Here is a 12,554-nt window from a genome sequence, read left to right as displayed (position 1 = left end):
TCCGCCGACCCGGCCCCACTCGGCCGAACGGCCCCCATCCTTGGGGCGCGCGGCCGGTGCGGCCGCGGACAAGGAGTGAGCGGTGGACAAGCACGAAGGCCGCGATGCCGGAACGATCCGGCTCGACGACCCCTGGCAGGAGGAGCCGGCCACCGGCTGGGACGGGGCCGAGACGGCCCGCCCGAGGCGGCGGCGGACGAGCCCGACCACCGGCGCGCGCCCCGGCCCCGAGCCGACCGCGCCGCCCGGCCCGCGCGGGGGAACGGCGGACGCCGGGGCCGCGGGGGCCCCGGCCGGCGCCGACGCCCCCGCCGACCCGGCGGCCGACGGCCTCACCGACGCCGCCCGCATCTACCTGGAGGTGCAGCGCAGCCCCGCCTTCCAGGAGGTGCGCCGCAACTACCGGCGGTTCGTCGTGCCCGCGACCGCCGGGTTCCTGCTCTGGTACCTCGGCTACGTGGTGGCCGCCACCGCCGTTCCCGAGCTGATGTCACGGCCCGTGTTCGGCGCCGTGAACGTGGCCCTCCTCGCCGGCCTCGCCCAGTTCCTCACCACCTTCGCGCTGACCTGGGCCTACGCCCGGCACGCCCGGCTGCGTCGGGACCGGGTCGCCCTCGACCTGCGCTGGAGCGTCTTCGAACAGGAGCGGGACCGGGGCCGTGCGCGGTCCGCCGCCGCCGAGACCCGCCCGGAGGCCGGCGCGTGAGCACCTCCCACCACACCCTCACCCTCGTCCTGTTCACCCTCTTCATCGCCGTCACCCTCGGCATCACCGCCTGGGCCGGCCGCAACCGGCGCGGCTCCACCGAGGAGTTCTACGCGGGCGGCCGGCTGTTCTCCCCCATGGAGAACGGTTTCGCCATCGCCGGCGACTACATGTCCGCCGCCTCCTTCCTCGGCATCTCCGGCCTCATCGCCCTCTTCGGCTACGACGGCCTGCTCTACTCCGTCGGCTTCCTCGTGGCCTGGCTCGTCGTGCTCTTCCTCGTCGCCGAGCTGGTCCGCAACTGCGGCCGCTTCACCCTCGCCGACGTGGTCGCCGCCCGGATGAGCGAACGCCCCGTGCGGGTGGCCGCCGGCACCTCCTCCGTGGTCGTCTCGATCCTGTACCTCGTGGCCCAGATGGTCGGCGCCGGCAGCCTCGTCGGCCTGCTCATCGGCGACTCCGGCACCGGGGCCCGCACCTGGACCGTGATCGGCGTCGGCGCCCTGATGGTCGTCTACGTCTCATTCGGCGGCATGCGCGCCACCACCTGGATCCAGATCGTCAAGGCCGTGCTGCTCACCGGCGGCGCCATCACCCTGACCGTGCTCACCCTGATCCACTTCGGCGGGGACTTCGACCGGCTGCTGCGCACCGCCGCCGACCGCAGCGGTCACGGCGCCGCGTTCCTGGGCCCCGGCCTGCGCTACGGCGCGGACTGGACCTCGCGGATGGACTTCATCAGCCTCGGCCTGGCCCTCGTGCTCGGCACGGCCGGCCTGCCGCACATCCTCACCCGCTTCTACACCGTGCCCACCGCGCGGGCCGCCCGCCGGTCCGTGGTGTGGGCCATCGGGCTGATCGGCGGGTTCTACCTGATGACGATCGTGCTCGGGTTCGGCGCGGCGGCGCTGGTCGGCCCGGAGGAGGTCAAGGCGTCCAACGCGGCCGGCAACACGGCCGTCCCGCTGCTCGCCGCCCATCTCGGCGGCGGCGCGGAGTCCACGGGCGGGGCGGTGCTCTTCGCGTTCGTCGCGGCCATCGCCTTCGCCACCATCCTGGCCGTGGTCGCCGGCATCACCCTGGCCTCCTCCGCCTCCGTCGCCCACGACCTGTACGCCTCCCTCAAGCGCCGGCACGCCAAGCAGTACCGGGAGGTGTCGGTGGCGCGGGCCGCCGCCGTGGGCATCGGCGCCGTCGCGATCGCGCTCAGCCTGCTCGCCCAAGAACTGAACGTGGCCTTCCTGGTCGGCCTCGCCTTCGCGGTCGCGGCCTCCGCGAACCTGCCGGTGCTGATGTACTCGCTGTTCTGGCGCGGGTTCACCACCCGGGGGGCGGTGTGGTCGGTCTACGGCGGCCTCGTGCCGGCCGTGGTGCTCGTGGTCTTCTCCCCGGTGGTCTCCGGCGCCCCCGCCGCGCTCTTCCCCGGGGTGGACTTCGCCCTGTTCCCGCTCCAGAACCCGGGCCTGGTCTCGATCCCGCTGGGCTTCCTCGCGGGCTGGCTGGGCACCGTCACCTCCAAGGAGGAGCCGGACATCGCCCGGCACGCCGAGACCGAGGTCCGCGCCCTGACCGGCGCCGGCGCGGTCTGACCCGGTCCGGCGCGGTCTAACGGGGGTCCGCAGGCGGGTCGGGGCTCGGGCCGGGACGCCAGGTGTAGCGGTGCTCCGGCCGGCCCGCGCCCTCCCCGTAGCGCAGGCTCAGCTCCACCCGCCCGGCCCGCTCCAGCAGCTTCAGGTAGCGCTGCGCCGTCTGCCGGCTGATGCCCGCGCGTTCGGCGATCCGCTGCGCCGACAGCGAGTCCCCGCCGGCCGCCCGCAACACCCCGCGCACCAGCTCCGCGGTGCCCGGGGAGTGGCCCTTGGGCAGCTCGGGCGGGCCGGTCGCGGCGGCCAGGGTGGAGAACAGCCGGTCCACCTCGGCCTGCTCCACCTCGGCCGGCGCGCCCGTCGCGTCCGCCCCGGCCAGCTCCCGCCGCAGCTCCGCGTAGGCCGTCAGCCGGGTCCGCAGGGCCGCGAAGCCGAAGGGCTTCACCAGGTACTGGAGGGTGCCCAGGCGCAGCGCGGCCCGCACGGTCGCCAGGTCCCGGGCCGCCGTCACCATGATCACGTCGGGGTGCGGGTCCACGCCGCGCAGTCGGCGCACCAGGTCCAGGCCGGTGCCGTCCGGCAGGTAGTGGTCCAGCAGCACCAGGTCCGCCGGGGCCTCGGTCAGGGCCTCCCATGCCTGCGCCACCGAATGGCACACGGCCGGCACCCGGAAGCCCGGCACCCGCGCCACCTGCGCGGCGTGCAGCGCGGCCACCCGCCGGTCGTCGTCGACGACCACCACCGACAGCGGTTCGGGGGGCTCGGGGGAGGGGCTCATCGCAGGGCCTCCGGGAGGACGACGGTGAACTCGGCGCCGCCGCCCGGCCCGGGCCCGACGCCCGCCCGGCCGCCGTGGCGTTCGGCGAGCCGCCGCACCAGGGCCAACCCCAGGCCCCGGCCCCGGTGCGCGGCGGGCCGCTTGGTGGACCAGCCCTCGGTGAACACGTCCTCCCACCGGTCGGCGGGCACCCCGGGCCCGCTGTCGCGGACCCGCACGAGCACGGTCCGTTCCGCCGCCCGCAGATCCACCTCCACCCAGGGATCGGCGGAGCCGACGGCCGCGTCCAGCGCGTTGTCCACGAGGTTCCCGATGATCGTGACGAGGTCGCCGGGGGCGCTGAGCCGGTCCGGCAGGTCGGAATCGGGCGACAGCCGCAGGGCCACGCCGCGTTCGGCGGCCACCGTGGCCTTGCCCACGAGCAGGGCCGCCGGCAGCGGGTCCCGGACCTTCTCCGTGACCTGTTCGGCGGTGCTGCGGTGGGCGCCGACGATCTCGGCGAGGTAGTCGGCCGCCTCGCCCGGCAGGTCGAGTTCGAGCAGGCCGAGGAGGGTGTGCAGCCGGTTGGCGTGCTCGTGGTCCTGGGCCCGCAGGGCCTCGATCAGGCCCCGGGTCGCGTCCAGCTCCCGGCCCAGGTGCTCGACCTCGGTGCGGTCGCGCAGGGTGATCACGGCGCCGCCGTCCTCGGTGGGCATCCGGTTGGCGACCAGCACCCGGGGCCCGCGCACCGTGAGCAGGTCCGCGCCCGTGACCCGGCCCGCCAGCACGTCCGCCGCCCGGCCCGGCCCGAGCAGCGCCTCCGGGGTCAGGCCGAGGGCGGCGGGCCCCGGGGCGGCGGGGGCCAGCAGGCGTTCGGCCTCGTCGTTGACGAGCCGCACCCGGCCCGCGCGGTCCAGGGCCACCACCCCCTCGCGGACCGAGTGCAGCATCGCCTCCCGCTCCGCGAGCAGCCCCGAGATATCGGAGAAGGCCAGGTCACGGGTCTGGCGGTGGATCCGGCGGGAGATCAGCCAGGCGGCCAGCGCGCCCACCGACAGGGCCCCGCCCGCGTAGGCCAGCAGATCGGGCACGGTGCCCAGCAGCCGGTCGCGCACCCCCTCGTAGCCGATGCCCACCGAGACCGCGCCCACCACCTCGCCCTCGGCGTCGAGCAACGGCACCTTGCCGCGCGCCGAGCGGCCCAGGGTGCCCTCGTCGATCTCCATCACCTCGTGGCCGGCCAGGGCGCGGCCGGGGTCGGTGGAGACGGGGCGGCCGATCCGTCCGGGTTCGGGGTGCGAGCGGCGGATCCCGGCGCGGTCCACGACCACGACGTACTCGGCGCCGGTGGCCCGCCGGATCCGTTCGGCGGCGGCCTGCACCGGGGTGTCGGGGGTGGGGCGGGTGCGCAGCAGGTCGGGGGCGAGGGAGGGGTCGGCGGCGGCGCTCTGCGCGATGGCCAGGGCCCGGCGCATGGCCTGGTCGTCGAGCTGGGCACCGAGCGGGGCGAGGAACAGGCCGGTGGCCAGCAGGGTGACCCCGGCCGCGATCGCGAGCTGGGTGAGGAGGATCTGCGAGACGGCCCGTCGGGGCAGCCCGGGGCGCCAGGTGCTCATGGGCGGCCACGCTACGGGGACGGCCCGATCCCGCGACAGGGCGGGGGCCGCCCGGCCCGCCGACCCCGGTGCCGGTGTCCCACGCCTGACGTGTGCGGGGCCTTCGGCGCGCGGTTCTAGACTCGGGGGTCATGGCCAGGCGACCCGTTCCCGTCGTGGTGCTCGCCGGATTCCTCGGATCCGGCAAGACCACTCTGCTCAACCACCTCCTGCGCGGCAGTCGCGGCACCCGGATCGGGGTGCTCGTCAACGACTTCGGCGCCATCGAGGTCGACGCGATGGCGGTGGCCGGGCAGGTCGGCGACTCCTCGATGGTCTCCCTCGGCGGCGGCTGCCTGTGCTGCGCCGTCGACGGGGCCGACCTCGACGCCTGCCTCGACCGGCTCGCCGCCCCCGAACACGGCATCGACGTGATCGTCATCGAGGCCAGCGGCCTGGCCGAACCGCAGGAACTCGTGCGCATGCTGCTCGCCAACGAGAACCCGGTCCTCACCTACGGCGGCGCCGTCGAGGTCGTCGACGCCGCCGAGTTCGACGCCACTCGCGCCCTGCACCCCGAGATCGACCGGCACCTCGCGGTCGCCGACCTCGTGGTCCTCAACAAGACCGATCGCGCCGCCCCCGCCGACCTCGACCGGCTGCGGGAGCTGATCGGCCGGCTCGCCCCCGGCACCCCGCTGGTCCCCGCCGACCACGGCCGGATCGACCCCGAGCTGCTCTTCGACCGCCGGCCGTGGACCGAGACCAAGGGCCAACTCTCCTTCGAGGACCTGCTCGCGGAGGCCGCCGAACACGAGGACCACGCGCATGGGGACCACGCGGGGACCCACGCCCATCCGCACAGCGGCTACGAGAGCCTGTCCTGGACCTCCGGCGCGGCCCTCGACCCCCGCGCCCTCATCGCCTTCCTCGACTCCCGCCCGCCCGGCCTGTACCGGATCAAGGGCTGGGTCTGGTTCGGGCTGCCCGGCCACGGCGAGAAGTACGAGGTGCACGCCGTCGGCCGCTTCCTGAGCTTCGTCCCCCGGCCCTGGGAGCCGGGGGAGGAGCGCGGCAGCGGGCTGGTGCTGATCGGCCGCGACGTCGACACCGCGGGGCTGGCCCGCGCCCTCGACGCCTGCCCCGCACCCGACCCCGCCGCCGTGCCGCCCGAGGCGATCTGGGGCGTGCTGCGCTACGTGCCCGAGCCCCTGCGGCCGCGCACCGAGGCGTGGGAGGCCCCGCGCGAGGACCCCGAGGACCTCGTGGACCCCTACCCCGAGGACCCGTTCGGCTGCCGGCACCCGGGCGACCCCGAGGAGGACTGACCGGCGGCCTCAGGCCACGTCCACCCCGTGGTCCGCGAGCAGCGCGGCCAGCCCGTCCCGGTAGCCGCGCCCGCCGGCCACGAAGTCCCAGTCCCCGTTCGCCCGCCGGCGGAACGAGCCGAGCACCAGGGCCGTCTCGCCCGCCCGCCCGTCGGACACCTCCAACTCGCCCAGCTCCGAACCGCCCTCGTCCAGCAGCCGGATCCGGGCGCGGGTGAAGCCGGTCAGGTCCGAACCGGCCGGCGCCCGCTCCTCGTCCACCGCCGCGACCAGGACCAGCCGGTCCGCGCCGGCCGGCAGGGCCTCGAAGGCCACGTCCAGGGCGGCCCGGTCCGGCGGCACGTGGGCCCGTGAGCGCACCGAACCGTCCGGCGTGCTGGGGTTGTTGAAGAACACGAACCAGGACTCGTCCAGCACCCGCGAGCCCGTGCACACCAGCGCGCACACGTCCAAGGGCACCGGGCCCGACCAGGACAGGCCCAGCACGTTGCGCTCCGGGCCCTCGGCGGCGGGCGCGGGCGCGCTCGCGGGGGCCTGCCGGGGGCGCGGCGGGACGGCCGGCGAGGGCGCGCCGAAGGAGGTGTCCACCAGGGTCGGCGCGGCGGCCGGGGGCGGCGCGGGGGAGGGCATGACCACCGTCGGCGCCGCCGGATCCACCGCCGGCGCGCCCCCGCCCGTGCCCCCGGACCCACCGCCGCCGGGCCGGTCGCCGAGCCGGCCGCGCAGCCCGTGCTCCCGCAGCAGTTCCACCAGCCGGTCGCCCGGCAGCAGCTCCAGCGGCTTGCCCTCGGCGAACGCGTACGAACCGGGTCCGAAACCGGAGGTGGCCACCAGGACCCCCTTGTTGGCGCCCTTGTCCTGCACCGTCCCGTACAGATCGCGCACGGCCGTCGGCGGCACCGTGTTGCGGTATCGCTTGACCTGCACCACGATCCGGCCGCCCCGGATCGGCGTCGGGTCCTCGGCCTCCACGTCCACCCCGCCGTCCCCGGACCGCACGGTGGTCACCGCCCGCATGCCCATGGCCCGGAACAGCTCGGCCACCAACTCCTCGAAGGCCAAGGGGTCCATCGTGAACAGGTCCGGGCCCTCCCCGTCCTCGCCGGCCGCCCCGCCCGGGCCGTCCCCGTGCGTGACCACGTGCCCCACCTCGTCGGGCCGCCGGCCCGGGGCCACCGCCGCCAACTGGTCGGGCCGCGCCGACAGGCGCCCGCCCAGGGCGTCCCCGAGGCAGTCCACCGCGCTGACCTGCGCCAGCCGCAGCACCTCGAAGGCCGAACGGGAGGCCGTCACGGAGGCCAGCACGATCTCGGCCCGCCGACCGGTGGCCGGATCGTGGTCGTCCACGAACCCGTTGACCACCACCGACTCCACGGCCCCGAACTCGTCGGCCGCGAACACCTCCCGCAACACCAGCAGCACCGACTGGGCGATCAGCTCCCGGTGCGCGGCCCGGCGTCGCGTCGCCGGCAGCGGGGTCTCCTTGTCCTGGTCCAGACTCGGCTGGTAGCGGACCGACTTCACCTCCGGGACCACCGCGAACCCCGGCAGCTCCCAGTCCAGCACCAGCCGCCGCGGCCCCGGCTCGTACCCGGCGCTGACGGCACGCGGCAGTTCGCGCGGCCAGGCCGGCGAGGCGTACAGGGCCGCCGTGAAGTACTCCACCACCGCGTCCGGATCGCCCGCCCGCAGCCCCCGCGCCGTCTCGGCCAGCCCCTCGTTGTGCCGCCGCACCTCCGCGAGCTGCCCGGCGGCCCACTCCTCGTACTCCCGGCGGTACGCGTCCAGCGCCCGCAGCCGTTCGCCCTCCGCGTCCTGCGCGGCGTGCCAGGCCAGGGTGAAGCGCTCGTACGCCTCCCGCTCGGCCCGTTCCCGCCGCGCCGCCGACATCGCCCAGCCGGTCTGCGGCGGGAACTGCTCCTGCGAGGGCATCGGCACGGGCCGGCCCAGGTCCCCGGGCGCGAAGGGCTCCACGTGTTCCGGGCGGGTCAGCGCGCCCAGGCGGAACGGGGGCAGCCGGTCGGCGCCCGCCAACAGGCCCGTCAGCTCGGCGAGCCGGGTCTCCAGCTCGGCGGTCCGGCGCCGGGCCTCGGCCTCCCGGTACTGCCGGTACGCGGCCTGTTGCTCACGCCGGTCCCGCGCGGCCTCCCGGGCGTGCGCGGCCTCCCGGCGCGCCGCCTCCCGTTGGCGCAGCGCCTCGTCGCGCTGGTGGGCGCGCTGCGCCTCCGCCCAGATCCCGATCACCTGGCTCGTGGTCGACCGACGACTCATCTCTTCCCGACTCTCCCCACCCACCTGCGACGACGATCCGACTGTACGGTCTTCGCACGGTTTCGGGGGATGGGTCGGACAGACCGGTACCGGGCGGTTCGAGTCCGGTCCTCGGGCACGGGAACGGGGGTGCCGGATCGATCCGGCACCCCCGTTCCCCGCTCGTCGTCCGGGCGCTCCTACAGGGCGTCCCCGGCCACCGCCACGATCGTCGGACCCGACAGCGGGCCGCCCGAGCCGTCGCGGCGCGGGTCCGCGGCCGGCAGTTCGGCGGGCGCCCCGTTCGCCGCCGCCGCGCGGGCCGGGGCGTGCCCGACCCAGGCCAGGGTCAGCACGTCCTCGCCCTTGAGGAACCGCTGGCAGCGCACGCCACCGGTGGCCCGGCCCTTGCGCGGGTACTGGTCGAAGGGGGTCAGCTTGATCGACGTGGCCCCCGCCCCGGACAGCGTGTCGCGGGCCCCGGCCACGCTCAGCACCATGGCCTCCCGCGCCGGGTCCACCGCCGCGAAGTGGATCACCTTCGCGCCGGCCGCCAGCTTCACACCGGCCATGCCGCCCGCGGGTCGGCCCTGCGGGCGGACCTGCCCGGCCGGGTAGCGCAGCAACTGCGCGTCGTCCGTGACGAAGACCAGGTCCTCCTCGCCGGTGCGCAACTCCACCGCGCCCACGATCCGGTCGCCGTCCTTGAGGGTGACGACCTCCAACTCCTCCTTGTTCGCCGGATAGTCCGGCACCACCCGCTTGACCACGCCCTGTTCGGTGCCCAGGGCCAGGCCCTGGCCGGACTCGTCCAGCGAGGTCAGGCAGACCACCGTCTCGTCCGGGGTCAGCCCGGAGACGAACTCGCCGAGCGGCGCCCCGCCCGCCAGGTTCGGGGCGGCGGCCGTGTCGGGCAGTTGCGGCAGGTCGATCACGGCGAGCCGCAGCAGCCGGCCCGCCGAGGTGACCACCCCCACGTCGGCGCGGGCCGTCGTGGCCACCTGGGAGATCACGGCGTCGTGCCGGGACCGGCCGGCCTCCTCGGTGGGCAGCCGGTCGGCGTTGGCGGTGCGCGCCAGCAGCCCGGAGGAGGAGAGCAGCACCCGGCACGGGTCGTCGGCGACCTCCAGCGGCACGGCGGCCGGGGAGGTGCCCGCCGACTCCAGCAGCACGGTGCGGCGCGGGGTGCCGAACTTCTTGGCCACGGCGGCCAGCTCGGCCGAGACCAGCTTGCGCAGCTCCGCGTCGGACTCCAGGATCCCGGTCAGCTCGTCGATCTCGCCGGTCAGCCGGTCCCGCTCGGACTCCAGCTCCAGCCGGTCGAACTTGGTGAGTCGGCGCAGCGGGGTGTCGAGGATGTACTGGGTCTGGATCTCGCTCAGCGAGAACCGCTCGATCAGGTTGGCCTTGGCCTCCGCGGAGTTCTCGCTGCCGCGGATCAGCCGGATCACCTCGTCGATGTCGACGAGCGCCACGAGCAGGCCCTCGACCAGGTGCAGCCGGTCGCGGCGCTTGGTGCGACGGAACTCGCTGCGGCGCCGGACCACGGTGAACCGGTGGTCGAGGTAGACCGACAGCAGGTCCTTGAGGCCGAGGGTGACGGGCTGCCCGTCCACCAGGGCCACGTTGTTGATGCCGAAGGACTCCTCCATCGGCGTCAGCTTGTAGAGCTGCTCCAGCACGGCCTCGGGGTGGAAGCCGTTCTTGATCTCGATGACCAGCCGCAGCCCGTGCGAGCGGTCGGTGAGGTCCTTGACGTCGGCGATGCCCTGGAGCTTCTTCGAGCCGACCAGGTCCTTGATCTTCGCGATCACCTTCTCCGGGCCGACGGTGAACGGCAGCTCGGTGACGACCAGGCCCTTGCGGCGGGCCGTGACGTTCTCCACGGCGACCGTGGCGCGGATCCGGAAGGTGCCGCGGCCGTTCTCGTAGGCGTCCTTGATCCCGGCCAGGCCGGTGATCCGGCCGCCGGTGGGCAGGTCCGGGCCGGGCACGAAGCGCATCAGCGCGTCGAGGTCGGCCTCGGGGTGCCGGATCAGGTGCCGGGCGGCGGCGATCACCTCGCCGAGGTTGTGCGGCGGCATGTTCGTGGCCATGCCGACGGCGATCCCGGAGGCCCCGTTGACCAGCAGGTTCGGGTAGGCGGCGGGCAGCGCCACCGGCTCGCGTTCCTGGCCGTCGTAGTTGGGGGTGAAGTCGACGGTGTCCTCGTCGATGGACTCCGTCATCAGCGAGGTCGCGTCGGCCATCCGGCACTCGGTGTACCGCATCGCGGCCGGCGGGTCGTCGTTGCCGAGCGAGCCGAAGTTGCCGTGCCCGTCGACCAGCGGCAGGCGCATCGAGAAGGGCTGGGCCATCCGCACCAGCGCGTCGTAGATCGAGGAGTCCCCGTGCGGGTGCAGCTTGCCCATCACCTCGCCGACGACGCGGGCGCACTTGACGTAGCCGCGGTCGGGCCGCAGGCCCATCTCGTTCATCTGGTAGACGATCCGCCGGTGCACGGGCTTGAGTCCGTCGCGGGCGTCGGGCAGCGCCCGGGAGTAGATCACCGAGTACGCGTACTCCAGGAAGGAGCCCTGCATCTCGTCGACGACGTCGATGTCGAGGATGCGCTCCTCGAAATCCTCCGGCGGCGGGGTCTTCGTGCTGCGGCGGGCCATCGCTGCGCGGCTCCTTGGCTGGGGTGTCCGGATGGGGTGTCCGTGGAAGGGGGGATGGGTCTGACGCCGTCCATTGTGGCCCGACGTGCTGACAACGCCGACTCCGACCCAGGGGTGACACCGTCGTGACACCGGCGGGTGACGCCTCGTTCCGCCGGGAACTTCTCCGCCCGTCGGCGCGCTTGCATACAGTGACACCTTCGGACGCGATCCGGCCGGCGGTGTCGGCCGGGCCCCGGGTCCGGGCACGAAGGCACGAGACAAAGCAGCATCGGCATCGCGAGCGAAGGGACCACATGCCCATGGGTCACACGGCCACAGAGGCGTCGGCCGGTTCCGGCGGCCTGACAGCGACCGAGCACCGGCTGGCCAACGGCCTGCGCGTGGTGCTCTCCGAGGACCACCTGACCCCGGTCGCCGCGGTCTGCCTGTGGTACGACGTCGGCTCCCGGCACGAGGTCAAGGGCCGCACCGGCCTCGCCCACCTCTTCGAGCACCTGATGTTCCAGGGCTCGGCGAGCGTCAAGGGCAACGGGCACTTCGAGCTGGTCCAGGGCGCCGGCGGCTCCCTCAACGGCACCACCAGCTTCGAGCGCACCAACTACTTCGAGACCATGCCCGCCCACGAGCTGGAGCTGGCGCTCTGGCTGGAGGCGGACCGGATGGGCTCGCTGCTCTCCGCCCTCGACGACGAGTCGATGGAGAACCAGCGGGACGTGGTCAAGAACGAGCGCCGGCAGCGCTACGACAACGTGCCCTACGGCACCGCGTTCGAGAAGCTGACGGCCCTGGCCTACCCCGAGGGCCACCCGTACCACCACACGCCGATCGGCTCCATGGCCGACCTCGACGCGGCCTCGCTGGAGGACGCCCGCGCGTTCTTCCGCACCTACTACGCGCCGAACAACGCGGTGCTCTCGGTGGTCGGCGACATCGACCCCGAGCAGACCCTGGCGTGGATCGAGAAGTACTTCGGCAGCATCCCCGGCCACGACGGCAAGACCCCGCCGCGCGACGGCACCCTGCCCGAGGTGATGGGCGGCGAGCTGCGCGAGGAGGTCGTCGAGCAGGTCCCGGCCCGGGCCCTGATGGCCGCCTACCGGCTCCCGCACGACGGCACCCGCGAGTGCGACGCGGCCGACGTGGCGCTGACCGTGCTCGGCGGCGGCGAGTCCTCCCGCCTGCACAACCGCCTGGTGCGCCGGGACCAGACCGCCGTGGCGGCCGGGTTCGGCATGCTGCGCCTGGCCGGCGCGCCCTCGCTGGGCTGGCTGGACGTGAAGACCTCCGGCGGCGTGGAGGTGCCGGCCATCGAGGCCGCCGTGGACGAGGAACTCGCGCGGTTCGCCGCCGAGGGCCCGACCGCCGAGGAGATGGAGCGCGCCCAGGCGCAGCTGGAGCGCGAGTGGCTGGACCGGCTGGGCACCGTGGCCGGCCGCGCCGACGAACTGTGCCGCTACGCGGTGCTCTTCGGCGACCCCCAGCTCGCCCTGACCGCCGTCTCCCGGGTGCTGGACATCACCGCCGAGGAGGTGCAGGCGGTGGCCGCGGCCCGACTGCGGCCCGACAACCGGGCGGTGCTCGTCTACGAGCCGCTGCCCGCGGACGCCGCCGAGGACGAGAACACCGAGAACGAAGGGGCGCAGCAGTGACCGCCGAGCCCGCACTGACC

8 protein-coding genes are annotated in these 12,554 nt (G+C 74.9%); 4 read left to right on the top strand and 4 right to left on the bottom strand.

Annotated features, from left to right (window positions below; translation table 11 throughout):
* Positions 1-82 precede the first annotated feature (82 nt).
* Positions 83-706: a DUF485 domain-containing protein gene (locus ACN20G_RS04535; protein ID WP_424211420.1), complete on the top strand. Its 624-nt coding sequence runs from the start codon at positions 83-85 to the stop codon at positions 704-706.
* On the top strand, positions 703-2,295 hold the full coding sequence (locus ACN20G_RS04530) for a solute symporter family protein (protein ID WP_424211419.1): 1,593 nt from the start codon (positions 703-705) through the stop codon (positions 2,293-2,295). Before ACN20G_RS04535 ends, ACN20G_RS04530 begins: the two co-directional genes overlap by 4 nt.
* A 16-nt stretch (positions 2,296-2,311) precedes the next feature.
* On the opposite strand, the gene ACN20G_RS04525 is transcribed toward ACN20G_RS04530, so the two are convergent.
* Together ACN20G_RS04525 and ACN20G_RS04520 are read right to left on the bottom strand one after the other, a co-directional pair.
* Positions 2,312-3,070, bottom strand: a complete 759-nt coding sequence (locus ACN20G_RS04525; protein WP_424211418.1) for a response regulator — start codon at positions 3,068-3,070, stop codon at positions 2,312-2,314.
* Positions 3,067-4,665, bottom strand: coding sequence for an ATP-binding protein (locus ACN20G_RS04520; protein WP_424211417.1), 1,599 nt, complete (start codon positions 4,663-4,665; stop codon positions 3,067-3,069). The genes ACN20G_RS04525 and ACN20G_RS04520 overlap by 4 nt, the downstream gene beginning before the upstream one ends.
* A 131-nt stretch (positions 4,666-4,796) precedes the next feature.
* Between ACN20G_RS04520 and ACN20G_RS04515 the strand changes: the two genes are divergently transcribed.
* Positions 4,797-5,972, top strand: a complete 1,176-nt coding sequence (locus tag ACN20G_RS04515) for a CobW family GTP-binding protein (protein ID WP_424211416.1) — start codon at positions 4,797-4,799, stop codon at positions 5,970-5,972.
* Between the two features lie 9 nt (positions 5,973-5,981).
* Here the strand turns inward: ACN20G_RS04515 and ACN20G_RS04510 are convergent, their stop codons facing one another.
* Together ACN20G_RS04510 and ACN20G_RS04505 are read right to left on the bottom strand one after the other, a co-directional pair.
* Positions 5,982-8,243 carry a restriction endonuclease gene (locus tag ACN20G_RS04510; RefSeq protein ID WP_424211415.1) on the bottom strand — a complete coding sequence of 754 codons (2,262 nt, stop codon included), beginning with the start codon at positions 8,241-8,243 and terminating at the stop codon, positions 5,982-5,984.
* Positions 8,244-8,422: 179 nt separating this feature from the next.
* Positions 8,423-10,882, bottom strand: a complete 2,460-nt coding sequence (locus tag ACN20G_RS04505; protein ID WP_424211414.1) for a DNA gyrase/topoisomerase IV subunit A — start codon at positions 10,880-10,882, stop codon at positions 8,423-8,425.
* A 296-nt stretch (positions 10,883-11,178) separates the two neighbouring features.
* Between ACN20G_RS04505 and ACN20G_RS04500 the strand changes: the two genes are divergently transcribed.
* The gene (locus ACN20G_RS04500) at positions 11,179-12,534 is read left to right on the top strand and encodes a M16 family metallopeptidase (protein ID WP_424211413.1); all 1,356 of its coding nucleotides are present in this window, start codon (positions 11,179-11,181) and stop codon (positions 12,532-12,534) included.
* Positions 12,535-12,554: the final 20 nt, after the last annotated feature.

The organism is Streptomyces dryopteridis (assembly GCF_049606955.1).
Lineage (GTDB): Bacteria > Actinomycetota > Actinomycetes > Streptomycetales > Streptomycetaceae > Streptomyces.
This window is presented reverse-complemented; position numbering and strand designations above follow the sequence as displayed.